Source organism: Kitasatospora sp. NPDC092039 (assembly GCF_044756065.1).
Lineage (GTDB): Bacteria > Actinomycetota > Actinomycetes > Streptomycetales > Streptomycetaceae > Kitasatospora.
Genome location: NZ_JBIVSD010000015.1, coordinates 134,883 through 161,224 on the forward strand (window position 1 = coordinate 134,883; position 26,342 = coordinate 161,224).

Below are 26,342 nucleotides of genomic sequence, written 5' to 3' on the forward strand. Positions count from 1 at the left end.
CCGGCGGTTGGCGTGGCCGCGGCGGGAACCCGTTCGTGGCGGACCGGTTCCGGGCGGTCGGGCACTGGTCCGAGCCGCTAGCCGCCCTGGCGGATCGCCGAGATGTCGAACTCCAGGACGACCTTGTCGCCGACCAGGACGCCGCCGCCCTCCAGGGCCGCGTTCCAGGTGACGCCGTACTCCTTGCGGCTGATGGTGACCGAGCCCTCCAGGCCCACCCGGAGGTTGCCGTACGGGTCGACGGCGTTGCCGGTGTACTCGAAGTCGATGGTGACCGGGCGGGTGGTGTCCTTGATGGTGAGGTCGCCGGTCACCCGGTACTCGGAGTCCGAGCGCACCTCGACCGCGGTGGAGCGGAACGTGATGTCGGGGAAGTTCGGCGCGTCCAGGAAGTCGTTGGTGCGCAGGTGCTGGTCGCGCTGCTCCACGCCGGTGTCGATGCTGTCGGTCTTGATCACCACCTGGCCGGAGGAGCGGGACGGGTCGCCGCCGTCCAGGTGGGCGGTGCCCTCGAACTGGTGGAACGCGCCGCGGACCTTGGTCACCATGGCGTGGCGGGCGACGAAGCCGATCCGGGTGTGGGTGGGATCGAGGACGTAGTCGCCGGTGAGCTCGGAGAGGTTGGCGGTCATGGTCGGCATGCCTCCTGGTGCGGGGCCCGGGTCTCGGCCCGGGGGTGGTCGGGCGGTCCCCGGACCACGCTAGGGGCAGCTCCCCGGGGCCGCGCGTTATGCGGGGGCCCGGATGACCGGTGGCCGGTGCCCCGCGTCGGGGGCACCGGCCGCGCCGGTTCAGCGGTGGGCGGGTTAAGCGGTGGCGGGGTTAAGCGGGGGGCGGGTTCAGCGGTGGGCGGGGAACTGCACCACCTGCTGGTAGGTCGGGCGGTTCTGCCAGGTGGTCTTGGCGTCCGTCACGCCGCCCAGCGGGCGCTGGATGATCGTGTCGGCGCACCACTGGTCGCCGGCCGCGCAGTCCGCGTCGCCCGGGTAGACCTGGGCCGGAGTCCGGGCGGCGGCCTGCTTCAGGGTGTCCAGCAGGACGGTCCGGCAGGCCGCCAGGTCGCCGCCGCCGCAGAACGGCCGGGCCAGCGGGCCGGCCACCTGGTCGCCGAGGACGGCGCGCAGGTCCTTGTCCAGGTAGCTCCACCAGCCGTACTGGAAGGCTGAACCCTTGTGCGGGATGGCCTCGTTGGCACTCACCGGGCCGGAGGCGGCGCCGGTCTGGCCGCCGGAGGGGGACTCGTTGATCTGCAGGGCGCCGGTCAGCGCGCCGAACAGCGGGTCGCCGAGGCCCGGCCGCATGACGCCGTCGGCGACCAGCGGCCACCAGGCGTCCATCACCCGGATCGCGGCGGCGTCCGCGTAGCCGTGGCTGCCCGGTGAAGTCTCCTTCCGCAGGGCGCCGCCGGCGAGCCAGGCCTCCAGCTGCTGCAGGGCGGTGAGGGCGGCCTGGTCGGTGACGGGGGCGCTGCGCAGCACGCGGATCAGGTCGGGCAGCACGTCCTCGGCCCGCAGGTCGGCGAGGGCGGCGCTCTCCATGGCCTGGGTGAGCGAGACCCGGCCGGCCTTGCCGCCGTTGCGCAGCAGGGACCTGACCCGGTCGTCCAGCAGGTTGCCGCGGTGCACCGAGCCGTTGCCGAAGCCGGCCGAGGTGTAGCCGTCCGCCTGCTTGTTGTTCCAGGAGATGTAGTAGTCCTGGTTGACGGACTGCGGGTGCTCGGCCGCGGGGGTGTACCGGGCGGTGTTGGCGACGGGGTCGAAGTCGGCCCACTCGTAGGCGGGTCGGGCGTGGACGGGCAGGCCCGGGTCCACGCCGGGGGCGCGGACCGGGTTGCTGCCGGAGTTGTAGTACGCGATGTCGCGGGAGTCGGCGTAGAACCAGTTGAAGGTGTAGTTGATGTCCTGCGCGGCCTGCTGGAAGCCCGCCGCGTCGCGCACCGCGCCCGGGTCGTTCAGCTCCTGGAAGCCGATGATGGAGTCGGCCTCGTGCCGGTAGGTGGAGCGCAGCGAGGTGAAGGCGACGGGTGCGCCGCCGACCGTGCCGCGGGCGGTCACCAGGCCGTACCGGGAGCGGTGCATCACCAGGGTGTAGGAGCCGGCCGGGGTGGAGTCGGCGGTGGTCGGCTTCCACGCGTTCCTGCGTTCCAGCCGGTCGAAGGGCAGGCACTGGCCGTGCCAGAGGTAGGAGTCGGCGGCGGTGGTGACGGGGGAGCCGTCGGTGGTGCAGAGCGGGACGGCGTAGGTGTCGGTGATGTCCTGTCCGGCGGAGGTGGCGCTCCAGGCGTAGTCCTGGCCGCGGCCGAGCTGCACGTAGAAGCTCAGGCCGGCGAAGGCGGCGCCGCGTGCGCTGATGCCGGGGCCCTGGATCTCCTCCAGCATCAGCAGCTGCGGGGCGAAGTAGCCGGTCTGCGGGCCGAACACGGCCACCGGGTGCCCGTCGTCGGTGTGCGCGCCGGAGACCAGCAGGGCGTTGGACATGCCGTGCTTGGCGGTCAGCAGGTTGCCGGGCAGGACGCCGTTCGCCGCGGTGGTGGCGGAGCCGGCCGAGCCGGTGGCGTCGTAGACCACCCGCTCGGGCACCACCGAGCCCGGGTCGGGCAGCGCCGCGCCCTGCGGGTCGTCCGGGACGGTCGCGTACGGGAAGCTCTGGCCGTCGTGCAGCGTCTGGACGGCCTCCGGGTCGTCCGCCTCGCGCAGCGACTTCCAGACCGCGTCCCCGGTGTCCTTGCCGTACCGGGCCTCGGCGGCCGACTTGACCTGGGCGGAGGCGAGTTCACCGCCGCCGCCGGAGCCGAACAGGGCGCCGACCACGGAGGCGAGGGCGACCAGGTCGGTCAGCTTGAACGGCTCGATCGAGCCGGCGTTGGTGATCGGGTCGATGTGCCCGGTGAGGTCGTACTCGCCGGGGAAGGTGCGGGCGTCGTAGGACTCCTTGGTGTACTTGTTGACGCCGTCGAGGTAGGCGGTGGCGTCGGCGAGGGCCTGGGTGGCCCGGCCGCCGCGGGCGGCGATGGCGTCGATCTGCTGCTGCAGCTCCGCCTCGGTGTACGGCGCGGCCTGCCAGAAGGTCTGCTCCAGCTGGCGGTTGGCGGCGGCGCCGCCCGCGAAGCCGGACAGCTGGCCGCGGCCGACGTGGCGGAAGAGGTCCATCACCCAGAGCCGGTCCTGGGCGGCGGCGTAGCCCGCGCCGAACTCGGTGCCGTAGCGGGTGGTGCCGGTGATGTGCGGGACGCCGGTGGCCTTGTCGCGCACGATGGTGACGTCCGGGCGCGGGCTGGTGGTGCTGGCCACCTGGTCGGCGGGGACGCCGAAGGAGGCGTCGTTGAAGAAGTCGCGCAGCTTGGCCTCGGTCAGGCCGGGGTAGCCGGAGGCGAGGGCGGCGTAGGGGCCGAGCTGGTCGTCGGTGTGCGCGGGGCGGGTGCCGAAGGCCCGGTTGAGCAGGATGTCGGCGAGGGTGGCGTTGCCGTTCTCGCCGGGCGGCAGGATGTCGGCGCAGCGGCCGCCGCAGTAGTCGGTGGCGGCGGTCGCCGTCGCGGGGGTGGGGGCGGCGGTGGCGGCGGGGGTGGTGGTGAGGGCGGCGGTGACGAGCAGGGCCGAGGCGAGGGCGGCGGCCGGGAGTCGGAGGGAGCGGGGGCGGGGGCGTTGGCGTGGACGCAAGGCGGACTCCTCCGTCGAAGTCTCACGGAAGAGTCGACGGTAGGGGCGCTACTGGCCGGTTGGCTAGTGGCGTGCATGCCATTTTCCCTGCGCGGGGCGGGAGTTGTGGCTCGTGGGGCGGCGCTTCCGGGGAAGCTGGATGACGGGGAGGGGCGGCGCCGCACCTGCCGGGCTCAGTCCGGCAGGTGCAGCGCCGGGTCGGCGTCGCCCTGGGCGAAGCGGGTGAAGCGGACCTGGAGGCCGGCGCGTTCGGGGGAGCAGCAGAACGGGCCGGCGGTGGCGGCCGCCTCGGGGGCGAGCGGCGCGAGGCGGACCAGGCGCCAGGGGCCGTCCGCGCAGCGGGCGCGAACGGTCACGGCGTCGCCGGTGCGGCTCGCGCGCACGGTGACCGGGCGGCCGTGCCAGTCGGGGACCGGCGCGAGGGACCAGTCGGAGACGCCGTGGGTGACGACCGCCCCGAGGTGGGGTACGCCGTCGCTCATCTCCACTCCGGCCTTGATCCACGTCCTGGGGTCGACCCGGATCAGCAGGCCGGCCTGGTCGTAGAGGGCGGCGAAGTCCGCGACGAAGGTGACCTCGGTGGCGCTGCCCGGCGGGAAGCCGGCGAGCAGCGCGTGCCCGTCGTCGCGGACGAAGCCGTAACCGGTGGTGCGCCAGAAGTCGCTGCGGCCGCGGGCGGTGACCAGGAGGTCGGCGCCGTCGGTCCGGGCGTCCTCGGGCTCGTTGAGCCAGCTGCCCTCGTGCCAGGGGATGTCGCGGGGCGGGTGCACGGTCCCATCCTTCATCGGCTTGCCGGAAGTTGCTGAAAGACTATCGGGTGGCCCGCCCCGGCGACGGGGGTGGGGGCCCGGTCAGGGCTTGAGCACCAGGCGGATCGGGTTGCCCTCCTTGTGCTCCAGCGCCTCGACCGCGCGGGCCGCCTCGGCCAGCGGGTAGGTGCCGCTCACCGACCGGGCGAAGTCGAGCCGGCCGCCGCGGACCAGGTTGACCAGGTCGATGACGTCCTGGCCCTCGGAGCCGTAGTGGCCGCGGATCTGCTGGCGCAGGTAGCTGACCAGGGTGCCATTGGTGACGGTCAGCGGCTTGTCGGTGAGGCCGACCAGCACCAGGCGGCCGTGCTCGCCGAGGGTGGCCATGGCCTGCTCGCGCACCGGGGCGACGCCGGCGAAGTCGAAGGCGACGGACAGCGGGCGACCACCGGTGGCCTCGCGCAGCAGCTCGGCGAACCGGGGGTCGGCCGGGTCGAGGGCGGCGTCGGCGCCGAAGGCCAGGGCGCGCTCGCGGGCGGCCGGCAGCGGGTCGACGGCGACGATCGGGAAGGCGCCGACGGTCCGCAGCAGCTGGACGCCGTGGGCGCCGAGACCGCCGACGCCCCAGACGCCGACCGCCTCGGCCGGGCGCACGGCGCCGGTGGCGGTGATCGCGGCCCAGGGGGTGGAGACCGCGTCGGGGATGAAGCAGGCCTGCTCGAAGGGGAGTTCGTCCGGGATCGGCACCAGGGTGGTGGCGGTGGCGAGCGCGTACTCGGCCCAGCCGCCGTCGTAGTCCACTCCGCGGGTGTGCACGACGCCGTCACGGGTCTCGCCGGCCTGCAGCAGCACCCGGTCGCCGACGGCCGCGGTGGTGACGCCCTCGCCGAGGGTGTGCACGGTGCCCGCGACCTCGTGGCCGAGGGTGACCTTGCCGCCCTGGAGGAACAGCGGCTTGAGCATGCCCTCGATCAGGTGGACGTCGGAGAGGCAGACGCCGGCGGCCTCCACCTTGATCAGCACCTCGCCCGGACCGGGTGCCGGGACGGGGACCTCCTCCACGGCGAAGGCGCCCTTCGCGACGTCGAGCCGGCCGGCGAGCATCGTGGCGGTCATCGGGACTTCCCTTCTCGCGGGGGCGGCGGGCCGGGGGAGTGCTCGCCGCTCCGGAAGTTACTTGTTATCCAACAAGCAAGTTCACCGTAGCATGGTCTTATGTCTACGCACGATGAGGACCGCACGGGCCGGTCCGGGGAGCCCGCGGGGCCCGGCGAGGCGCCGGCACGCCGTACCCAGGCCGAACGGCGGGTCCGGGCCGAGTCCGCGCTGATCGCGGCCGCCGCCCGGCTGATCGCGGAGCACGGCAGCACCGGGGTCACGCTCGCCAGGGTGGGGGAGGAGGCGGGCTTCAGCCGGGGCCTGGCCACCCACTACTTCGGGTCGAAGGCCGCGCTGCTGGCACGCCTGCAGGAGGCGGCGCTGGCGGAGGCGATGGCGGCGGCCGCGCCGGAGCGCAGCGGGGCGGGGGCGGTGGACGAGCTGTGCGGGTTCGCGCGCGGCTGCCTGGAGGGCGTGCGCGAGCCGACCGACCTGGGCCGGGCCTTCGTGGTGCTGGGGGCCGAGGCGCTCGCCGGGGCCTCGGAGCTGACCGCGGCGGTGGCGGAGCTGGACGCCCGGACCCGGAGCTGGGCGGCCGAGGTGGTCCGGCAGGGGCAGCGGGACGGGGAGCTGCGCCCCGGCGTGGACCCGGAGGCCTTCGCGCTCGCCTTCGTCGGGCTGCTCAAGGGGCTGGTGGTGCAGGCCGCGGCCGCCCCGGAGGCCTTCGACGTGGGGGTGGCGGTCGTGGAGTCCGGGCGCTGGATCCGGCTCGCGCTCACGGCGGGCTGAGGGCTCTCATCGCGCGGCGGGCGGGTGGGTGTGAGGGTGCGGGCGGGGGTGGACACGGCGCCGCCGCCGCACGGTGGCCGTGCGGCGGTGGGCGAGGGCGGCGGCCGGCCGGGTGGGGCAGGCCGCCCGGGGTGGGGTCAGGCCCGCCGGGTCGGGGAACTCCGGCGCGCGGGCGGCGTGATGCGCACCCGCTCGGTGGCGGGCGCCTTCTCCAGGTCGTCCAGCTGGGCGAGGAGGGTGGCGCGCAGGTCGTCGTCGTCCTCGAAGTGGTGGTCGTTGAAGAGGGTGTAGCCGGACCACATCAGGTTGGCGCAGACCCGGGGCGGGACCTTGCCCGTCCGGGCGCCCATGCCGACCAGGGCGACCGACTCGATGGAGCCCGGCCGCAGCCGGTTCTGCCGGTGGACGGCCTGGAAGGCGGCGGCGCAGGCCAGGGCCACGTTCAAGGTCTCGCTGACGTTCTGCGAGGAGGACCGCATCGTCGGGGCCGATATCAGGAACCCGGGGTTGACGGCGCCGGACGGGACGCAGACGGCGCTGCCGACCGGGAGGCTGCCGGCGTGCTGCTCGCGGATCGCCTTCTGGACCCGCAGCTGGATGCCCGCGCCCAGGTGGCGCTTGATCGCCGCGTCCGTCCCGCCGTCCATCAGGCCGCGGGAGTTGGTGGGGCTGACCCAGGCGTCGACCTCCGCGGTGAGGATGGAGGCGTGCCGGATCTCGATCCCGGGGACGTCGGCGAAGGCTGCCCGCCAGGACTCCACGACCGTCGCGTTGAGGTCGGTCAGCACCACCTTGAGCGGCGACTGGGTGCGGTCCGTGGTCATGCTGGGCTCCTGTCGGTGGGGTGGTCGGCCGGGACGGCCGGGTGGTGGTCCGGCGGGCCGGAGGACCGGCCGTGGCCGGTTGCTCCGGTTCCTTGGTGACACCGACGAAGCTAGCGCCCCGCACTGACAATCCGTCGGGCCCCGTCCGTCCTGGTCGGGCGGCCGGCCGGGACGGACGGGACTGTCGGACCCGGCTGGTAGGACTGTGGTGTCCGCCAGGGAAGCTGACGGATCATCACCTGCCGTTCGTCTGTTCTTCGTACGGTCCCGACCAGCCGGAGTCGCACCACCATGAGCGCTGTCGACACCCCCGCCACCCAGCCCGACCCGAACGACCCGCTCGCCCTCGCGGAGCTCTTCACGGGCGGCGGCGAGCCGTGGCTGCCGCTGCTGAAGCCGGTCATCGAGGCGCAGCCGGGCGCGGCCTCGTTCATCGGCCCCGGCCGCAGCCCGGAGGTCGTCCCGGTCCGCGAGCTGACCTTCCAGGCGCTCAAGCCGCACGCGCCGCACAAGTGGAAGGTCGTGGTCTTCGGGCAGAACCCGTACCCGAGGCCGGAGAGCGCCACCGGCATCGCGATGTTCGACAACACCTTCCACGACTGGAAGGACAGCCAGTTCGGCCGGGTGATCAGCATCCGCTGCCTCATCAAGGCCGCGGCGATGTGGAAGTACGGCATCCCCAAGAAGACGCCGATCGCCGACATACGGGCGCTGCTGAAGAAGCAGGAGACGGTCCAGCCGCCGGAGTGGTTCCAGGCGATGCTCACCCAGGGCGTCCTGCTGCTGAACGCGGCGCTCACCGCGAGCGGCGACGGCGCGATGGGGCCGGACCAGCACACCGGGTTCTGGCGGCCGGTCGCCGAGCGGATCGTGGAGGAGATCCTCAGGGCCAAGCAGCAGGCCGCCGAGGAGGACCGCTACGTGGTCTTCGCCTGGTGGGGCGCGCACGCGCGCAGCCTGAAGAACGTCGTCCTGCGGCTGCAGCGGAAGTACCCCGAGGTCGAGGTCCGGCACATCGACCACGCCAACCCGGCGGCCCAGGGCGACATCTTCTGCGACGGCGAGCACTTCGCCACGGTCAACGCCGCACTCGCCTCGCTCGGCGCCGACGAGGTCGACTGGCTGCCCAGCACCGGGTGGGACGCGGCGTCGGCGCAGGACGGCGGGGCGGCGGACGGGGTCGCCGAGCGGATGGGCGCCTTCATCGCCTCCACCATGGAGCTGCACCAGCTCTACCTGGACCGACTCGCCGGGGTGAAGGACGAGGGCCTCGTCCTGCCCGCCATCACCGGCGTGTTCGACACCCCGCTGATGGGCTTCCGGGAGGCGGTGTCGCCGGTCGCCGAGCTGCTGCGCGGCCTGGACCGGCACGTCGCGCTGTCGCACGACTTCGGCAAGCGGCGGGCCGACGAGGCGGCCACCGGCCTGTCCGCCGACGAGGTCGCAGCGCTGTACCTGTACACCTGCGAGTCCGCGTTCTACCGGGAGATCAACGCGGTGCTGCGCTCGCCGGACCGCGGCCGGCTGGTGCCCTACCTGCCGTACCTTCGGCTGCTGTTCGCGGCGGTGTCGCGGCTGCCCGTCCGCACCGCGCCGCTGTGGCGCGGGGTGTCGCTGGACCTGCGGCGGCAGTACCCGCTCGGGAAGACGGTGACGTGGTGGGGCGTCTCCTCCTGCACCTCCAAGCTCGGGGTGGCGCGGGCCTTCCTCGGCAGCCGGGGCAAGCGGACGCTCTTCGAGGTGCGTCCGGTGCGGGCCGCCGGCATCCAGAACTTCTCGGCGTTCACCGGCGAGGAGGAGTTCATCCTGCTGCCCGGTACCCAGCTGGAGGTCACCGAGGTGCGGGCCGAGCGGGGCGGCCTGTGCACCGTGACGCTGACGGAGCTGGAGGAGGCGCCCCTGGTGTCCTGAGCGGTCCGGGCCCGACCTGCCCCCGGAGTCGGCAACCAAGTCAGTATTTTGACTAGGTTAAGTTATGCTGGACTGCGAACGACAGGTGAGCCCGTCATGCGGGAAGGGACGCGAACGATGACCTCGGAAGCCCACGCCCTCGACGGCGAACTGGAACGGGAGCGGGCCTACGTGGAGGTCTGCCGGGCGGCGACGGCCCGGCAGGTCGAGGACGCGGGCCACCAGGTCGTCGCCGGAGAGGACGTCTCCGGCGACGGCGCCAGCGCGGAGGCTCTCGGCCGGTACCTGCGCACCCGCGCCAAGCGGATGCGAGAGCTGCCGGAGAGCCCGTCGTTCTTCGGCCGTCTCGACTTCGCCGACACCGCGGAGGCCGGCGACCACCGGTGCCAGCGCTACTACGTGGGCCGCCGGCGGATCTCCGAGGACCCGACGGTGCCGCCGCTGGTGGTCGACTGGCGGGCCCCCGTCTCCCGGGCGTTCTACCAGGCGAGCGCCCACGCCCCGCTCGGGCTCGCGCGGCGCCGCCGGTTCGGCTGGGCGCCGTGGAGCCTGGGCGCGCCCGAGGAGCTGACCGGGCTGGAGGACGAGCTCCTCGGCGGGCCCGACCGGTCCGGCGGAGCCGGTGGCGCCGACGGCTCCGGCGGGGCGGGCGGCATCCTGGCCGCCGAGATCGAGCGGCCCCGCACCGGCCCGATGCGGGACATCGTCGCCACCATCCAGCCCGAACAGGACGTCCTGGTGCGGGGCGAGCTGAGCGAGTCGGTCTGCGTGCAGGGCGCTCCCGGCAGCGGCAAGACCGCCGTCGGGCTGCACCGCGCCGCGTACCTGCTCTACAGCTTCCCGCAGCGGATCCGGCGCGGCGGCCTGCTGGTCATCGGCCCGAACCGGACCTTCCTGCGCTACATCGCCGAGGTGCTGCCCGCACTCGGGGAGATCGACGTCACCCAGAGCACCGTCGAGGACCTGGTCGCCACCCGGCCGGTCACCGCGGTGGACGACGAGCGGGCCGCCGCCGTCAAGCAGGACGCGCGGATGGCGACGGTGCTGCACCGGGCGCTGTACGGCCGGATCCGGGCGACGGGCTCGGAGCCGCTGGTCGTCCCGGACGGCTCCTACCGCTGGCGGGTGTCGGCGGAGCGGCTCGACCGGACGGTCGCCGAACTGCGCGAGCAGGCGCCGCCGTACGCGATCGGCCGGGAGAGCCTGCGCACCCGGGTGGTGGCGATGCTCCAGGACCAGGCGGAGCGGCGGACCGGCGTCCGGTCCGGCGCCTGGTCGCGGAAGACCGGCCGCTGCAAGCCGGTCGCGGCCTTCCTGGAGGCCGCCTGGCCCCGGCTGCGCCCGGAGACCGTGGTCGCCGCGCTGCTGAGCGACCCGGCGGTGCTGGCCGCGGCCGCCGACGGGGTGCTCGGCCCCGAGGAGCAGGCGGCGGTCCTGTGGCGCAGGCCGCCGCGCTCGGAGAAGAGCGCCAGGTGGTCCGAGCACGACCTGATGCTCCTGGACGAGGTGGCCGGGTTGATCGAGCGCCCGGCCGGCTTCGGGCACGTGGTGGTGGACGAGGCCCAGGACCTCTCCCCGATGCAGTGCCGGGCGATCGCCCGGCGCAGCGCCTTCGGCTCCCTCACCGTCCTCGGCGACCTCGCCCAGGCGACGGCCCCGTGGGCCGCCCGCAGCTGGTCCGAGCAGCTCGCCCACCTGGGCAAGCCGCAGGCCGCGGTGGTGCCGCTGACCACCGGCTTCCGCGTTCCGGCCGCCGTCACGGCCCTGGCCAACACCCTGCTGGGCGCCCTGGACGTGGACGTGCCGCCGGCCGTGTCGCTGCGGCAGGACGGCGAGCTGACGGTGCGGCGGGTGGCCGGCGGCGGCCTGGGCGGAGCGGCGGTGGCGGCGGTGCGGGCCGCGCTGGAGCGCGAGGGCTCGACCGCGGTGATCGCGGCGGACGGCGCGGTGGCGGAGGCCGCCGAGGCGCTCCTCGCCGCGGGCATCCCGACCGGGGCGGCCGAACAGGTCGGGAGCACGGCGCGGGTGACGGTGCTGCCGGCCTCGCTGGTGAAGGGGCTGGAGTACGACCACGTGGTGGTGCTGGAGCCCGCCGCCATCGTGGAGGCCGAGGCGCGCGGGCTGCACCGGCTGTACGTGGTGGTGACCAGGGCCGTCTCCCGGCTGGACGTCCTGCACTCCCGCCCGTTGCCCGCGCCGCTCGGCGGGTGAGGGTGGGGGTGGGGTCCCGCCGGACGCGCTGACCGCGGAGGTCGCTACTGTCGGAATCCATCACATGCGAAACAAGTGATTTGAAAAATTCTTCAAGTTCATACATGCTGGCGTGCCGTTGGATCGGTTGAACCGGTACGCGGCGCGTCCGGGCGCCGCCGCCGGACGCAGGAAGGGGCGGTCGTGACCGCGGCAATCGGCGAGCGACGGCCGACGGCCGGCCGGGAGGGGGCGGCATGAGCCGCGCCGCCGTCCTGGGCGATCGGGTCCGGGCCGTTCTGCCGACCCGGGACATCCTCGCCACCATGGGCCGTTCCCCGCGCAGGGACCTGGCGGCCGGGCTCACGGTGGCGGTCGTGGCGCTGCCGCTGGCCCTGGGCTTCGGCATCTCCTCGGGCGCGGGGGCCGCGGCGGGGCTGGCCACCGCGGTCGTCGCCGGGGCGCTGGCCGCCGTCTTCGGCGGCTCCGACGTCCAGGTGTCCGGGCCGACCGGCGCCATGACCGTGGTCCTGGTGCCGATCGTCGCCCGCTACGGCACCCGCGGTGTGCTGACCGTCGGCCTGCTGGCCGGGGTCGTCCTGGTGCTCCTCGCCCTGGTCCGGGCCGGGCGCTGGATGGCGTACGTGCCGGTGCCCGTGGTGGAGGGCTTCACCGTCGGCATCGCCGGGGTCATCGCCCTCCAGCAGGTGCCCGGCGCGCTCGGCGTGCCCAAGCCCGAGGGCGACAACCCGGCGGTGGTCGCGGCCCGGGCGGTGCGCGACTTCGCCGCCGCCCCGCACTGGGCCGCCCTGGCCCTGGCCCTCGCCGTCGCCGCCGTGATGCTCCTCGGCGTGCGGCTGCGGCCCGCGCTGCCGTTCTCGCTGGTCGCCGTCGTCGCCGCGACCGTCACCGCCAAGGCGGCCGGCCTGCCGGTGGCCACCATCGGCCACCTGCCCACCGGTCTGCCGGTGCCCTCGCTCGGCTTCCTCGACCTCGGGGCCGTCCCCGCCCTGCTGCCCTCCGCGCTCGCCGTCGCCGCGCTGGCCGCCCTGGAGTCGCTGATGTCGGCCACGGCCGCCGACGCGATGAGCGTGTCCGAGCGGCACGACAGCGACCGCGAACTGTTCGGCCAGGGCCTGGCCAACCTGGTGGCCCCGCTGTTCGGCGGCGTCGCCGCGACCGGCGCGATCGCCCGCACCGCCGTCAACGTCCGCTCCGGAGCCGCCTCCCGGCTCGCCGCGCTCGTCCACGCGGCCGTCCTCGCGGTGATCGTCTTCGCCGCCGCCCCGCTCGTCGCCGACATCCCGCTGGCGGCCCTGGCCGGGGTGCTGATCGCCACCGCCGTGCGGATGGTCCAGATCGGCTCGCTGCGGGCCCTCGCCCGCACCGGGCGGGGCGAGGCGGCGGTCATGGTGCTCACGGCCGCCGCCACGCTCGCCTTCGACCTGGTCACCGCCGTCGTGGCCGGCCTGCTCGTCGCCGGGGTGCTGGCACTCGCCGCCGTCGCCAAGGCCGCGCGCGTCGAGCAGGTCCCGCTGCACGCCGACCTGCCCCCGGCCGACCACCATGCCGAGGAGCAGGCGCTGGTCGCCGAACACATCGTCGCCTACCGCATCGACGGGCCGCTGCTGTTCGCCGCCGCCCACCGCTTCCTGCTGGAGCTCACCGGCTCCGCCCGGGTCGAGGTCGCGATCCTGCGGATGTCCCGGGTCAGCGCGATCGACGCCAGCGGCGCCACCGTCCTCGGCGACGCCATCACCGGACTCCGGCGACGCGGCACCCTCGTTCTGGTCTCCGGCATCCGCGACGAACACCACCGACCACTGGACGCCCTCGGCGTGCTCGACCGGCTCCGCGCCGACGGCCACGTCTTCGCGACCACCCCCGAAGCCATCGCCCACGCCCGGGCCCACCTGGCCGGCCGGGCGGCCCCGCCCGCCGGCCGCGACCTCACGGCCTCCGGCTCCGGCGGCTGACCGAGGGCCCCGGCACCCCCGCTGACCTCCGCACTCGTCCTGCGGATCCCTTCGAACACCCTGGATATCCTGAACCCATGAGCGACAACCTCCCCCCGTGCCCGCAGTGCTCCAGCGAGTACACCTATGAGATGAACGCCCTCATGGTGTGCCCCGAGTGCGCCCACGAGTGGGTGCCCGGCGGCGCCGACCAGGCCGGCGTGCCGGCCGACGAGCGCGTGGTCAAGGACGCGGTCGGCAACCCGCTGAGCGACGGCGACACCGTGACGGTGATCAAGGCGCTCAAGGTCAAGGGCAGCGCCTCCGGCATCAAGGCCGGCACCAAGGTGCGCAACATCCGCCTGGTGGACGGGGTCGACGGGCACGACATCGACTGCCGCATCGAGGGCTTCGGTGCCATGCAGCTCAAGTCCAGCGTGGTCAAGAAGGCCTGACCCGCGGGCCCGAACGGCCGCGCCCCGCCGAGGATGACCGGCGGGGCGCGGCCGTCCCGTTTGCCGGGGCCCGTCGGGGGTGGAGCAGGCCTCGAGTTAGTTGTAGTCTCACAATGATGATAGCAACACAACTAATTGTGGAGGGTCCGTCATGCCCCCTGCCGCCCGAACGCGGCCATGGCTCGTGCTCGCCGTCTGCTGCATGAGCCTGCTGATCGTCAGCCTCGACATCACCATCATGAACGTGGCCCTGCCCGCGATCCGGCGCGACCTGGACACCTCGGTGTCCGGGCTGCAGTGGACGGTCGACGCCTACACCCTGGTGCTGGCGAGCCTGCTGATGCTCGCCGGCTCGACGGCCGACCGGATCGGCCGACGCCGGGTGTTCCGGATCGGCCTGGTGGTGTTCAGCGCGGCCTCCCTGCTGTGCAGCCTGGCCCCGAGCCTCGGCTGGCTGATCGCCGCCCGGATGCTCCAGGCCGTCGGCGGATCGATGCTGAACCCCGTCGCCATGTCGATCATCAGCAACACCTTCACCGACTCCCGCCAGCGCGCCCGCGCGATCGGCGTCTGGAGCGGCGTGGTCGGCATCAGCATGGCCGCCGGGCCGATCATCGGCGGGGCGCTGGTGGAGTCGGCCGGCTGGCGGGCGATCTTCTGGATCAACGTCCCGATCGGCCTGGCCGCGCTCTTCCTCACCACCCGCTACGTGCCGGAGTCCCGGGCCGCCCGCGCCCGCCGGGTGGACCCGGTCGGCCAGCTGCTGGTCGTCGTGCTGCTCGCCGCCCTCACCTGCGCGATCATCGAGTCGCCGGAGCGCGGCTGGACCTCGCCCCTGGTGCTCGGCTGCACGGCGGCGGCGCTCGGCGCGCTGCTGGGGCTGCTGTGGTACGAGCCCCGGCGCACCGACCCGCTGATCGACCTGCGGTTCTTCCGCTCCGCGCCCTTCTCCGGCGCCACCGTGACCGCGGTCGCCGCCTTCGCCGGCCTCGGCGGCTTCCTGTTCCTCAGCTCCCTGTACCTCCAGGACGTCCGCGGCCTCGACCCGCTGCACGCCGGGCTGTTCATGCTGCCGATGGCGGCCATGTCGCTGCTCGCCGCACCGCTGTCCGGCCGGATGGTGGCCACCCGGGGGCCGCGCACGCCGCTGCTGCTGGCCGGGACGACGCTGACCGCGAGCGCGGTGCTCCAGGCGGTCGGCTACTCCGAGCACGTGCCGAGCGGACTGCTGGTCGTCGCCTTCCTGCTCTTCGGCACCGGCTTCGGCCTGGTCAACGCGCCCATCACCAACACCGCCGTCTCCGGGATGCCCCGCTCGCAGGCCGGGGTGGCGGCCGCCGTCGCCTCCACCAGCCGGCAGGTCGGCCAGTCGCTGGGCGTCGCGGTGATCGGCGCCGTGATGGCCGGGGCCGCCCAGGCGGACCCGGCGGCCTTCACCGGCGCGGCCCGGACGGCGTGGTGGATCATCGCCGGTTGCGGGGTCGCCGTGCTGGTCACCGGTACGCTCACCTCGGGCCGCTGGGCCCGCGCGACGGCCGAGCGCACGGCGCAGCGGCTCGCCGCCGAGGAGGCGGCCGGGGGAAGCAAGGACACGAAGGAGACGGTGGACGCCTGATGGAGCGCCTGGAGGCCGGTGGGCACCCGGAGGGTGGCGAAGCGGACGCCGGAACGGCGGCCCGGGTCTGGCAGGGGATGAACGCGCTCGTGCTGGAGCGCTACGACCGCCGCAAGACCGTCGCCGAAGCCCTCGGCATGAGCTTCGGCCGGGTCCGGGCACTGCGCAGGCTCGCCGCCGGCCCGATCACCCTGCGGGAGCTGGCCGAGCGGCTGACCGCCGACCCGCCGTACACCAGCGTCATCGTGGACGACCTGGTGCGGCGCGGCCTCGCCGAACGCATCACCAACCCGGCCGACCGGCGCTCCAAGCTGGTCCACCTCACCGAGGAGGGCGAGGCGAAGGCCGCGCTCGCCACCGGGATCCTCACCACCCCGCCGGACGCGCTGCTGGCGCTGCCCCCGGAGGACCTCCGGGTGCTCGACCGGGTGCTGGCGAAGCTCCTGGGCTGACCCGCCCCGGCTCGCCGCCGCTGGACCAGCGGCCGTCCGGGCGACGGATCCCGCGGTCCGGGCCCGGTGGTCACGGGGCGACCCAGCCGGCGGTCAGCGCCTGCACGGCCGAGCCGTCGAGGTCCTTGAGCTTCGTGCCGGCGAAGGCCCGGGCGGCGTCGGAGGTGAGCAGCCGGAAGGCGGGCCGCTCGGCGGTGAGCAGCCCGAGGATGCGGGCAGCGACGTCCTCCGGCGCCTGCGCGCCGGCGAAGGCGGCGCGGGTGCGGTCCAGGTAGGCGACCAGGGCCGGGGCGTACGGGCCGGCCTGCCGCGGCGCGTCGTCCGTGAGGCCCACGTTGGCGACGAACTCGCTGGCCACCGCGCCCGGTTCGACGACGCTGACGGACACGCCGGCGGTGGCCGCGACCGGGGCGAGGGACTCCATGAAGCCCTCGACCGCGAACTTGGCGGCGCAGTAGGCCTCGTTGAAGGGCTGGCCGACCACGCCGCCGACGCTGGTCACGGTGAGCACCCGGCCCCGGCTCGCCCGCAGCAGGGGCAGGGCGGCCTTGGTGACGTTCAGGACCCCGAAGAAGTTGACCTCCATGACGGCGCGGACAGCGTCCACGCTCTCCTGCTCCAGGGTGCCGAGGTGGCCCGCCCCGGCGTTGTTGACCAGTGCGTCCAGCCGGTCGAGGCCGGCCAGGCAGGCCGCGACCGAGGCCGGGTCGGTCACGTCCAGCGCCCGGACCTCGACGGTGACCCCGGCCTCCGTCGCGGCCGCCAGCAGCGCGCCGGCCTTCGCGGTGTTCCGCATGGTGGCGATCACCTGCCAGCCGTCGCGGGCGGCCGCGACCGCGGTCGCCAGGCCGATGCCGGAGGAGGTGCCGGTGATCAGGACGGTCCTGTCGCTCATCTCGCTGTACCCCAGATGTTTATGAATCATAACCAATATGAGCCATAACTATGTGACCTGACATTTCACTCTGTCAAGCATCTGGCTACCCTGGTCGTCATGTCCCACCCATCGGATGACTTCACCAGGGAGATCGTCGGGCTCTTCGCGGCCGTCAACCGCCGCTACGGCCGGGAGTCCGAGGCCGCCGCGGCGGTCCACGACCTGACTCCGCTGCAGGCCAAGGCGCTACTGGCCGCCGAGGCGCCGGTCCCGACCCGCCGGATCGCCGAGCGGCTGCACGCGGAGCCGTCCAACGTGACCGTGATCATCGACCGGCTGGAGGCCCGGGGCCTGGTCGAGCGCAGCGTCGACCCGGGCGACCGCCGGGTCAAGCACGTCGCCGCCACCGCCGCCGGGCGTGCGGTCGCCGCCGACCTGCGTGCCCGGATGCCCTTCGCCGGCGACCCGCTGGCCCGGCTCGGCGAGGACCAGCGCGAGTCCCTGCGGGACCTCCTGCGGCTGGTGCTGGAGGCGTGACGGCGGCCCCCGGACGGGCGGTCCGGGGGCCGCGGGTCGAACCTCGTGGTGTCCGGACCGGTGGGCGGACCCCACGGTGTCCGAACGACGGCGGAGGCCGGGTGGACGGTCCGGAGCCGTTCCGCCCGGCCTCCGCCCGGGTCGGGGCTCGGTATGGCGGCGCGGTCGGTCACGGGGCGGCTCCCCGGCCGTCGGACCGGTCGACCGGTCCGACGGGTCAGCCGGCCAGACCCGGCAGCACCCGGGCGCCCGGCAGTTCGGCCAGGGCCCACCCGGGCAGGATCAGCTTGCCCCGGCGTCGGCCGCTGCCGACCAGGACGTACGGCGCCGCGGCCACCGCCTCGTCGATCAGCAGCGGCCAGCCGGCGGGTAGGCCGACGGGGGTGATCCCGCCGTACTCCATGCCGGTCAGCTCGACCGCGGTGTCCATCGGCGCGAAGGACGCCTTGCGCGCGCCCAGGTGGGTGCGCACGGCCCGGTTGACGTCCACGCGCGTGGTGGCGAGCGCCAGGCACGCGGCCAGGGTCACCTCCCCGGCGCGCTTGGCGGCGACCACCACGCAGTTCGCGGACAGCTCCGGCGGCACGTCGTAGGCGGCGCAGAACACGGCGGTGTCCGCGTGCGCCGGGTCGCTGTCCACATGGAGCACCGAGGCGGCCGCCCCGGGCGCGGCCCAGTCCTTCAGCGCGTCGGCGACGGGCGCGGCGAGGTCCGCGCCGAGGTCCAGCGCGGCCACGGCGGTGTCGAAGTTCCCGAAGGGCGGGCGTACGGACTCACTCATGGGACCGGACTGTAGCGCGCCCGCCGTCCCGGTCAGTCGTACGGGACGACCGCCACCGGGCAGTGCACGTGGTGGATCGCGGCGTGCGCCACCGGGCCGAGGTGGTGGTGGAGCAGCGGCAGCCGCCGCAGGCGGCGGCCGACGACCAGCAGCCGGGCCGTCGCCGCGGCGTCGACCAGGCCGACGGCGGGCTTGCCCCGGACCAGCTCGGTGGTCACCTCCACCTCGGGGTGCCCGGCCCGCCAGGGCGCCAGCGCCTGTTCGAGCCCGCTGCTCTCGGCCGCGGACGCCTCGCCCTCGAGGCCGCCGATCGCCCCGTACGCCATGTGCTCGCTGCCGGCCGGCGGCGACCAGACGTGCACCACCCGCAGCGGCGCCGAGCGGACCGCGGCGGACTCGAAGGCGAAGGCCAGCACGGCCTCCGCGGGGCGGCCCAGGTCCAGGCCGACCGTCACCGCGCCCGCGGGCTCCTCCGCGTCGGCGCGGACCAGCACCACGGGGCAGGCCGCCCGGCGCAGCACCTCCTGGCTCACCGAGCCGACCAGGAACCCGCGTAGCGTGCCCAGCCCGCGCGAGCCGAGCACCAGGACGGCGGCCTCCCGGGAGGCGGCCTCCAGCGCCTCGACGGGGTCGCCGGCCACGGACGTGGCGGCGACCGCCACCTCCGGCGCGAGGGCCCGCAGTTCGCCCTCGTGATCGGCGAGTTGCGCGAGGACCGGATGGTCGCCGGAGCTGGTCCCCGGCGGGAGGTGCTTCGGCCGGGGCCAGGCCTGGAGGACGTCCAGCCGCAGGCCGCGGCGCTGCGCCTCGCGGGCGGCCCAGGCGGCGGCGGCCAGGCTCGGGGGCGAGCCGTCGAATCCGACGACGACGGGTCCGGTGGGTCCGGTCACGGTGTGCTCCGTAAGGTGTCAGGCATTCCGGCCCAGGCATCCCGGGCCAGGCGTCCCGTACGGCCCGCGGCCTGCGGAGGTTCCGGTGCGGCCCAGTATCCGCGCCGCCCCCGGCCGGCGCCTCCCGGCGCCGGCCCGCCGTACGGGGGGTGACCCCGGAGGAGCCGGTTCCGCCGTCCGGCTGGTCGGCCGGCCGGCGGCGCGGCACGCCCGGGTCGGGCGGGGGTGCCCGGGCTAGGGTCGGCCGGACCGTCCGTCCCAGCCTGGGAGAACGATGCCGAGGGTTCCCGCTTTCCGCTCGCGGTGGGCGAGCGCCGCCGCCGGACTGGCCGTGCTCGCCTCCGCCCTGGCGGGTTGCGGGGGCGGCGGGAGCGGCGGCCCGGTGACCCTGAACTGGTACAACTTCCCGGACGACTCGGGCGCCCTCCAGCAGGCCGCCGACCGCTGCGGGCGGCAGTCCGGCGGCCGCTACGCGATCCGCTACCACAAGCTGCCCCGGGGCGCCGACGGCCAGCGCCAGCAGCTGGTGCGCCGGATGGCGGCGCACGACGCCGACGTGGACATCCTGGGCCTGGACGTCACCTGGCCCGCCGAGTTCGCCGAGGCCGGCTGGATCCGCGAGTGGACGGGGGAGATGCGCGAGCGGGCCACCGCCGACACCCTGGACGCGGCGGTGCGGACCGCGACCTGGCGGGACCGGCTGTACGCGGTGCCGTACAACTCCAACACCCAGCTGCTCTGGTACCGCGACGACCTGGTGCCGACCGCGCCCCGGACCTGGGCGGAGATGCTCGCCCTGGCGCAGGGGCTGGCCCGCGAGGGCAAGCCGCACCTGGTGGAGGTCCAGGGCGCCCAGTACGAGGGGCTGACGGTCTGGTTCAACACGCTGGTCACCAGCGCGGGCGGCTCGATCCTCACCCCGGACGCCCAGGCGCCCTCGCTCGGGGCGCCCGCCGTCACGGCCGCCGGGGTGATGCGCGACCTGGCGGCGTCCGTGGCCGCCGACCCCTCGCTGCCGAACCAGATGGAGGACCAGAACCGGCTCGCCATGGAGTCCGGCACGGCCGCCTTCGAACTCAACTACCCCTTCGTCTACCCGTCGATGAAGGCCAACCGGCCGGAGCTGTTCCCGCACTTCCGCTGGGCCCCGTACCCGGCGGTGAGCGCCGACCGGCCCGCCAGCGTCACCATCGGCGGGATCGACCTCGCGGTGGGCGCCTACGGCCGGCACCCCGACCTCGCCGCCGAGGCCACCCTCTGCCTGCGCGACCGGGACAACCAGCTCACCAACGCGCTGGAGGGCGGCCTGCCGCCCTCGCTGCGCAGCCTGTACGGGACGGCCGAGCTCACCGCCAGCTACCCGTTCGCCGCCGACGTGCTGGCCGCCCTCGACTCCGCCAGCGTGCGCCCGCAGACCCCGGCCTACCAGAACGTCTCCATCGCCGTCTCGCACACCCTCTCCCCGCCGGCCGGCATCCGCCCGGAGAAGGACGTGGCCGACCTCCGCGGGCAGATCCGGGACGCCCTCGGTTCGAAGGGGCTGATCCCGTGACACCGTCCACCGAGACCGCCGCCGCAGCCGTGCCGGCACCCGCCGGGCCGTCGAGCGGCGCCCGCCAGGAGCGCCGGCTGGGCCTGCTGCTGTGCGCCCCCGCGGTGATCGTGATGCTGGCCGTCACGGCCTATCCGATCGGCTACGCCGTCTACCTGTCCCTGCAGCGCTACGACCTGCGCTTCCCCGAACAGGCGCACTGGGTCGGGCTCGCCAACTACGGCGCGGTGCTGGCCTCGCCGGTGTGGTGGCAGGCGCTCGGCGTCACCGTGCTGATCACCGTGGTGTCGGTGGCCGTCGAGCTGGTGCTCGGCCTGGCGCTCGCGCTGGTGATGCACCGTACGGTCTTCGGGCGCGGCACGGTGCGCACCGCGGTGCTGGTGCCGTACGGGATCGTCACGGTGGTCGCGGCCTACTCCTGGCAGTACGCCTGGACGCCGGGCACCGGCTACCTGGCCGCCCTGCTGCCGGAGGGCAGCGCCCCGCTGACCGAACAGTGGCCGGCCGTCGGTCTGATCATCCTCGCGGAGGTGTGGAAGACCACCCCGTTCATGGCGCTGCTGCTGCTCGCCGGACTGGCCCTCGTCCCGGAGGAGACCGTCCGGGCGGCGATGGTGGACGGCGCGAGTCCCGGGCAGCGGCTGCGGCTGGTGGTCCTGCCGCTGATGAAGCCGGCGATCCTGGTGGCGCTGCTGTTCCGCACCCTGGACGCCTTCCGGATCTTCGACGACATCTACGTGCTGACCGGCGGCTCCAACGACACCGGCTCGGTGTCGATCCTCGGCTACGACAACCTGTTCACCGCGCTCAACCTGGGCATCGGCTCGGCGATCTCGGTGCTGATCTTCGTCTGCGTGGCGCTGATCGCCCTGGTCTTCGTCAAGCTGTTCGGCACGGCCGCACCCGGCGCGGAACCGGAGCGGCGATGAGCGGCCGGCACACCCGGACCCTGACCGGCTGGGGCGTCGCCAACCTGGTGGTCGTGCTCTACGCGCTCTTCCCGGTCTGGTGGATCGTGGCGCTCTCCTTCAAGGACCCGAGCACCCTCTCCGACGGCGACTTCGTGCCCCGCCGGTGGACCCTGGCCAACTACCGGGGCATCTTCCAGACCTCGGAGTTCACCCGCGCCCTGGTCAACTCGGTCGGCATCGCGGTGATCGCCACCACCGTCGCCGTCGTGCTCGGCACCATGGCCGCGTACGCGGTGGCCCGGCTGCGCTTCCCCGGCAAGCGGCTGCTGATCGGGGTGTCCCTGCTGATCGCGATGTTCCCGCCGATCTCGCTGGTCTCGCCGCTGTTCGACATCGAGCGGGTGCTCGGCCTGTTCGACACCTGGCCCGGGCTGATCATCCCGTACATGACCTTCTCGCTGCCGCTGGCGATCTACACGCTCTCGGCGTTCTTCCGGGAGATCCCCTGGGACCTGGAGAAGGCGGCCAAGGTGGACGGCGCCACGCCGTGGCAGGCGTTCCGGCTGGTCATCGCGCCGCTGGCGGCACCGGGCGTGTTCACCACCGGGATCCTGGTGTTCATCTTCTGCTGGAACGACTTCCTGTTCGCGATCTCGCTGACCTCCACCACCTCGGCCCGGACGGTCCCGGCCGCGATCGCCTTCTTCACCGGGAGCTCCCAGTTCGAGCAGCCGACCGGCTCGATCGCGGCCGCCGCCGTGGTCATCACGATCCCGATCGTGGTCTTCGTGCTGCTGTTCCAGCGCCGCATCGTCGCCGGGCTGACGGCCGGCGCAGTCAAGGGTTGAGACGGACGCGGGACCCGGTCCGGGGCCCGACGGATGAGCCCGCCGCACCCGGCGGACCAGGAAGGCGGATCGTGGCCGAGATCGTCCTCGACGGCATCACCAAGCGCTACCCCGACGGCGCCCTCGCCGTCCACGACGTCAACCTCACCATCGCCGACGGCGAGTTCGTGATCCTGGTCGGCCCGTCCGGCTGCGGCAAGTCCACCACGCTCAACATGATCGCCGGGCTGGAGGACATCACCGAGGGCACCCTGCGGATCGCCGGGCAGGTGGTCAACGACCGCGCGCCGAAGGACCGCGACATCGCGATGGTCTTCCAGAGCTACGCCCTCTACCCGCACATGAGCGTGCGCGACAACATGGGCTTCGCGCTGCGCCTGGCCAAGGTCGACAAGTCGACCGTCGCCGCGAAGGTGGAGGAGGCCGCCCGGATCCTGGACCTCACCCGGCACCTGGACCGCAAGCCCGCCAACCTCTCCGGCGGGCAGCGCCAGCGGGTCGCGATGGGGCGGGCGATCGTCCGCGACCCCAAGGCCTTCCTGATGGACGAACCGCTGTCCAACCTGGACGCCAAGCTCCGGGTGCAGATGCGCACCCAGATCGCCGCCCTCCAGCGCCGCCTGGGCACCACCACCGTCTACGTCACCCACGACCAGGTCGAGGCGATGACGCTCGGCGACCGCGTGGTGGTGATGCGCTCCGGCGTCGTCCAGCAGGTCGGCTCGCCGCAGGAGCTGTACGACGAGCCGGTGAACCTCTTCGTCGCCGGGTTCATCGGCTCGCCCGGCATGAACTTCCTCGGCGCCGCGCTGGAGCAGAACACCCTGCGCACGCCGTTGGGCGACCTGCCGCTGGACGACCGCACCCGGCGCGCCCTGGAGCGCGCGGACGCGCCGCGCGAACTGATCGTCGGCATCCGCCCCGAGGACTTCGAGGACGCCGCCCTGTCGGAGGGTCACGCCGGCGGGATCACCGTCACCGTGACCGTCGAGGTCCGGGAGTCGGTCGGCTCGGACGTCTTCGTCCACTTCGCGCAGGAGGGCGGACCGGCGGCGACCGAGGAACTCGCCGAACTCGCCGCCGACTCGGGCCGGGCCGACACCGGCATGCGGGAGCACGGGGCGGTCGCCCGGTTGAACCCCGCCACCCGGGCCGCCGAGGGCGGGCCGCTGGAGCTGTGGGTGGACACCACGCGCATCCACGTCTTCGACCCCCGCGACGGGGCCAACCTGACCCATCCGGAGCGTTCCTAGGGTGCTACGGAAGGCCCAACCGCCCGGCGGCGCGCGGTGTGCCTGAGCAGGGGTGTCCGAAAGTCGACCTACATTGCCCGGCTATGAGAGAAAATGTCGGAATCAGTCGCCGATCGATGCTCAAGGCCCTCCCAGCGGCCGCCGTCCTCATGGCGGCCTCCGACGGGATCCTCGCCCGGCCCGCGTTCGCGGCGGCGGCCCCCTTCCCGCAGCCGGTCGTCCGGAGTCCGCGAAGGGGCCCCGGGGCCGGGCGGGCGGTGCTCGACCAGACGCTCGACGTGCGGTTCACCGAGACCAGCGTCCCGGGCTACGGCACCGTCACCACGCGCACCTACAACGGCACCATCCCCGGACCGACCCTGCGGGTGCGCGGCGGCGACACCCTGCGGCTCACCCAGGTCAACGGCCTGCCGCCCAACCCGCCGTACAGCGGCAGCCACAACCGCCCGCACCGCGCGAACAGCTTCAACCTGCACACCCACGGGATGCACGTCTCCCCGTCCGGACGCGCCGACAACGTGCTGCGCGAGTTCGCGCCGCGCACGGCCGAGGAGGTCGAGGCCGGCGCCGACGAGCCGGAGTACCTGACCGTCATCGAGATCCCGGCCGACCACCCGGCCGGCACCTACTGGTACCACCCGCACGCGCACGGGGCCACCGCCGAGCAGATCGGCGGGGGGATGGCCGGGGTCATCGTCGTCGAGGGCGACGTCGACGAGGTGCCGGAGATCGCGGCCGCCGCCGACCTCGTGGTCTGCGTCAACGAACTCCGGCTCCGGGACGGCGCGGTCCCCGAGTTCACCGCCGACAACTCGCTCACCGGCGCCCCGTCCACCTTCACCGTCAACGGCGAGGTCAACCCCGGGCTCGTGCTGCGCCCCGGCGAGGTCCAGCGGTGGCGGCTGGTGGCGGCCACCGGGTTCACCACGCTGGAGCTCCGACTGGTCGACGAGGACGTCGAGATGACGATGCACCAGATCGCCCGGGACGGCGTGACCTTCGCCGTGCCGGTCGCCGCCGGGACGGTGCAGCTGGCCCCCGGCAGCCGGGCCGACGTGCTGGTGCGCGGCGGCGAGGCCGGGACGTACGAACTGCGCGCCCAGGGGGTCTTCGACCCGCTGATGACGGTCGAGGTGGCGGGGGAGGCCGTCGACCCGCCGATGGAGCTGCCGACCGCCCTGCCGCAGGGCAAGCCCTTCCTCGACGAGGACGACATCGTCAACCCCGACGGGGACCGCACGGTGGTCTTCCACGTCGACCCGGGCGTCTTCGACCGGCCGTACCCCAACGCCTACCGCATCCTCGGCAGCCACCCCACCCCGGCCGCCGGCACCACGGACGGCGGCACCACGGACGACGGCGACGGGGGCGGCGTCGACCTCACGCGCGACCCCGCCTACGGCATGTTCGACCCCGAGTACGTCAACCACACCCTGGAACTCGGGGCCGTCGAGCGGTGGACCCTGCGCACCGACGACACCCAGCCGGTCTTCCACCACCCGTTCCACCTGCACACCAACCACGTGCTGGTCACCCACCGCAACGGCGAGCGGCTCGACCCGCCGGTGTGGCAGGACACCGTCGACCTGGCCGGCGGCAGGCCCGGCGACACCGTCACCTTCCTGGTCAGGTACGAGGACTTCACCGGCCGCACCGTCCTGCACTGCCACCAGCTCCAGCACGAGGACCTCGGCATGATGCAGCTGGTCGAGTACGTCGAACCGCGGCGGCCGGGCCGGAGGGCGGCGCCGGGGCGGACGGGGGGGACCGCGCCGGGCGGGGGCTGATCAGCCGCCGCCCCGGCCCGTCCAGGCCAGCAGCCGTTCGCGCGGCCAGGTGGTGACCAGCCGTTCGGGGCCGAGGCCGAAGCGCGCCGCGCGGGCGTAGCCGGAGCTGAGCCAGTGCAGCTGGTCGGGTGCGTGGGCGTCGGTGTCGACGGCGAACAGGCAGCCCGCCGCGGCGGCCAGGCGCAGCAGGTCGTCGGGCGGATCGCGGCGCTCGGGGCGGCAGTTGATCTCGACCGCCGTCCCGCCGTCGGCGCAGGCCGCGAACACCGCCTCGGCGTCGAACCGGGACGGCGGGCGGCCGCGGCCGGTGACGATCCGGCCGGTGCAGTGCCCGAGGACGTTCGTGCGGGGCGCGCGGACCGCCGCCAGCATCCGGGCCGTCATCGGTCCGGGGTCGGAGCGCAGCTTCGAGTGCACGGAGGCCACCACCACGTCGAGCCGGTCGAGCAGGTCGGGCTGCTGGTCCAGGGAGCCGTCCTCCAGGATGTCGCACTCGATCCCGGTCAGCAGCCGGAACGGCCCGTTGCCGGCGTTCCAGGCCGCCACCGCGTCGAGCTGGCGGCGCAGCCGGTCGGGGGAGAGGCCGTTGGCGATGGTCAGCCGGGGGGAGTGGTCGGTGAGCACGGCCCAGTCGTGCCCGAGGTCGCGGGCGGCGCCGGCCATCTCCTCGAACGGATGGCCGCCGTCGGACCAGTCGGAGTGCAGGTGGCAGTCGCCCCGGGCGGCCGCCAGCAGGGCCCACCCGGCGGACGCGGCCGGTCCGGCCTCGGCCTCCAGCCGGGCGAGGTACGACGGCGTCGCGCCGGCCGAGGCCTCGGCGATCACCGCGGCGGTGACCGGCCCGACGCCCCGCAGCCGGCGGACGTCGTCGGCGCCCACCGGGCCGGACGGCAGTCCGCGGACGGCCTCGGCCGCGGTGTGGAACGCCCGCACCCGGTAGGGCGAGGCGCCCTGCCACTCCAGGAGGAAGGCGATCCGCCGCAGCGCCTGTGCCGGGTCCACGGTCGCGCCCGCCTCACCGCACCGCCGCGGCGGGGGCGGCGGCGGTGGTCCCGGGGCGCGGGCCGGCAGGTGTGTCGATCCGCATGCGGGGCGTTTTGCCGGGGGAGGCCGTTCCAATCCCACCAGAGGTCCGTCCGTACGGGCCGGGGCCGGTGCTCGGCGTTTCCCGCCGGAGGGGGCGTGTAGCCGGGGCCGGCCCGGGCAGGCGTC

The 26,342-nt window shown here is 74.4% G+C and carries 22 protein-coding genes; 13 read left to right on the forward strand and 9 right to left on the reverse strand.

Annotation, left to right across the window (positions count from 1 at the left end):
- Positions 1-77: 77 nt before the first annotated feature.
- From ACIQI7_RS27070 to ACIQI7_RS27085, 4 genes are all read right to left on the reverse strand, one after another.
- Positions 78-632 (reverse strand): YceI family protein, encoded by a 555-nt coding sequence (locus tag ACIQI7_RS27070; protein ID WP_401114613.1) that lies wholly within the window; start codon positions 630-632, stop codon positions 78-80.
- Between the two features lie 207 nt (positions 633-839).
- Complete coding sequence (locus tag ACIQI7_RS27075) at positions 840-3,656, reverse strand: penicillin acylase family protein (RefSeq protein WP_401114410.1); 2,817 nt, start codon at positions 3,654-3,656, stop codon at positions 840-842.
- 173 nt (positions 3,657-3,829) lie between these two features.
- Positions 3,830-4,426, reverse strand: coding sequence for a DUF1349 domain-containing protein (locus ACIQI7_RS27080; RefSeq protein ID WP_401114414.1), 597 nt, complete (start codon positions 4,424-4,426; stop codon positions 3,830-3,832).
- Positions 4,427-4,507: 81 nt separating this feature from the next.
- A complete protein-coding gene (locus ACIQI7_RS27085) occupies positions 4,508-5,521 on the reverse strand; it encodes a zinc-binding dehydrogenase (protein ID WP_401114417.1) in 1,014 nt (337 codons plus the stop codon).
- A gap of 99 nt (positions 5,522-5,620) precedes the next feature.
- Between ACIQI7_RS27085 and ACIQI7_RS27090 the strand changes: the two genes are divergently transcribed.
- Complete coding sequence (locus ACIQI7_RS27090) at positions 5,621-6,292, forward strand: TetR/AcrR family transcriptional regulator (protein WP_401114420.1); 672 nt, start codon at positions 5,621-5,623, stop codon at positions 6,290-6,292.
- Between the two features lie 137 nt (positions 6,293-6,429).
- Here ACIQI7_RS27090 and ACIQI7_RS27095 read toward each other — a convergent pair whose 3' ends face one another.
- On the reverse strand, positions 6,430-7,116 hold the full coding sequence (locus ACIQI7_RS27095) for a macro domain-containing protein (protein ID WP_401114423.1): 687 nt from the start codon (positions 7,114-7,116) through the stop codon (positions 6,430-6,432).
- Positions 7,117-7,407: 291 nt separating this feature from the next.
- Here ACIQI7_RS27095 and ACIQI7_RS27100 point away from each other — a divergent pair, with 291 nt between their 5' ends.
- The 6 genes from ACIQI7_RS27100 to ACIQI7_RS27125 all read left to right on the forward strand — a co-directional run bounded on the left by ACIQI7_RS27100 (position 7,408) and on the right by ACIQI7_RS27125 (position 15,694).
- Complete coding sequence (locus ACIQI7_RS27100) at positions 7,408-9,027, forward strand: ADP-ribosyltransferase domain-containing protein (protein ID WP_401114425.1); 1,620 nt, start codon at positions 7,408-7,410, stop codon at positions 9,025-9,027.
- Positions 9,028-9,144: 117 nt separating this feature from the next.
- Entirely contained in the window at positions 9,145-11,238 is a 2,094-nt protein-coding gene (locus ACIQI7_RS27105; protein ID WP_401114428.1) for a HelD family protein, read from the forward strand.
- Between the two features lie 236 nt (positions 11,239-11,474).
- On the forward strand, positions 11,475-13,193 hold the full coding sequence (locus ACIQI7_RS27110; RefSeq protein WP_401114431.1) for a SulP family inorganic anion transporter: 1,719 nt from the start codon (positions 11,475-11,477) through the stop codon (positions 13,191-13,193).
- Between the two features lie 77 nt (positions 13,194-13,270).
- On the forward strand, positions 13,271-13,627 hold the full coding sequence (locus ACIQI7_RS27115; protein ID WP_401114433.1) for a zinc ribbon domain-containing protein YjdM: 357 nt from the start codon (positions 13,271-13,273) through the stop codon (positions 13,625-13,627).
- 151 nt (positions 13,628-13,778) lie between these two features.
- Positions 13,779-15,242 (forward strand): MFS transporter, encoded by a 1,464-nt coding sequence (locus ACIQI7_RS27120; RefSeq protein ID WP_401114437.1) that lies wholly within the window; start codon positions 13,779-13,781, stop codon positions 15,240-15,242.
- Positions 15,242-15,694 (forward strand): MarR family winged helix-turn-helix transcriptional regulator, encoded by a 453-nt coding sequence (locus ACIQI7_RS27125; RefSeq protein ID WP_401114440.1) that lies wholly within the window; start codon positions 15,242-15,244, stop codon positions 15,692-15,694. Before ACIQI7_RS27120 ends, ACIQI7_RS27125 begins: the two co-directional genes overlap by 1 nt.
- A 70-nt stretch (positions 15,695-15,764) precedes the next feature.
- Here ACIQI7_RS27125 and ACIQI7_RS27130 read toward each other — a convergent pair whose 3' ends face one another.
- Positions 15,765-16,589: an SDR family oxidoreductase gene (locus ACIQI7_RS27130; protein ID WP_401114442.1), complete on the reverse strand. Its 825-nt coding sequence runs from the start codon at positions 16,587-16,589 to the stop codon at positions 15,765-15,767.
- A gap of 99 nt (positions 16,590-16,688) precedes the next feature.
- Between ACIQI7_RS27130 and ACIQI7_RS27135 the strand changes: the two genes are divergently transcribed.
- Positions 16,689-17,108, forward strand: a complete 420-nt coding sequence (locus ACIQI7_RS27135) for a MarR family winged helix-turn-helix transcriptional regulator (protein WP_401114445.1) — start codon at positions 16,689-16,691, stop codon at positions 17,106-17,108.
- A 217-nt stretch (positions 17,109-17,325) separates the two neighbouring features.
- Here the strand turns inward: ACIQI7_RS27135 and ACIQI7_RS27140 are convergent, their stop codons facing one another.
- Entirely contained in the window at positions 17,326-17,889 is a 564-nt protein-coding gene (locus ACIQI7_RS27140) for a YbaK/EbsC family protein (RefSeq protein ID WP_387747244.1), read from the reverse strand.
- A gap of 32 nt (positions 17,890-17,921) precedes the next feature.
- A complete protein-coding gene (locus ACIQI7_RS27145) occupies positions 17,922-18,779 on the reverse strand; it encodes a universal stress protein (RefSeq protein ID WP_401114449.1) in 858 nt (285 codons plus the stop codon).
- Positions 18,780-19,053: 274 nt separating this feature from the next.
- Here ACIQI7_RS27145 and ACIQI7_RS27150 point away from each other — a divergent pair, with 274 nt between their 5' ends.
- The 5 genes from ACIQI7_RS27150 to ACIQI7_RS27170 all read left to right on the forward strand — a co-directional run bounded on the left by ACIQI7_RS27150 (position 19,054) and on the right by ACIQI7_RS27170 (position 25,130).
- Positions 19,054-20,331, forward strand: a complete 1,278-nt coding sequence (locus ACIQI7_RS27150) for an ABC transporter substrate-binding protein (protein WP_401114452.1) — start codon at positions 19,054-19,056, stop codon at positions 20,329-20,331.
- Entirely contained in the window at positions 20,328-21,260 is a 933-nt protein-coding gene (locus ACIQI7_RS27155; RefSeq protein WP_401114455.1) for a carbohydrate ABC transporter permease, read from the forward strand. The genes ACIQI7_RS27150 and ACIQI7_RS27155 overlap by 4 nt, the downstream gene beginning before the upstream one ends.
- Positions 21,257-22,090, forward strand: coding sequence for a carbohydrate ABC transporter permease (locus ACIQI7_RS27160; RefSeq protein ID WP_387747252.1), 834 nt, complete (start codon positions 21,257-21,259; stop codon positions 22,088-22,090). Before ACIQI7_RS27155 ends, ACIQI7_RS27160 begins: the two co-directional genes overlap by 4 nt.
- A gap of 71 nt (positions 22,091-22,161) precedes the next feature.
- On the forward strand, positions 22,162-23,343 hold the full coding sequence (locus ACIQI7_RS27165; RefSeq protein WP_401114459.1) for an ABC transporter ATP-binding protein: 1,182 nt from the start codon (positions 22,162-22,164) through the stop codon (positions 23,341-23,343).
- Positions 23,344-23,459: 116 nt separating this feature from the next.
- Positions 23,460-25,130, forward strand: a complete 1,671-nt coding sequence (locus ACIQI7_RS27170; RefSeq protein WP_401114462.1) for a multicopper oxidase family protein — start codon at positions 23,460-23,462, stop codon at positions 25,128-25,130.
- On the opposite strand, the gene ACIQI7_RS27175 is transcribed toward ACIQI7_RS27170, so the two are convergent.
- Positions 25,131-26,132 carry a PHP domain-containing protein gene (locus tag ACIQI7_RS27175; RefSeq protein ID WP_401114465.1) on the reverse strand — a complete coding sequence of 334 codons (1,002 nt, stop codon included), beginning with the start codon at positions 26,130-26,132 and terminating at the stop codon, positions 25,131-25,133.
- Positions 26,133-26,342 lie beyond the last annotated feature (210 nt).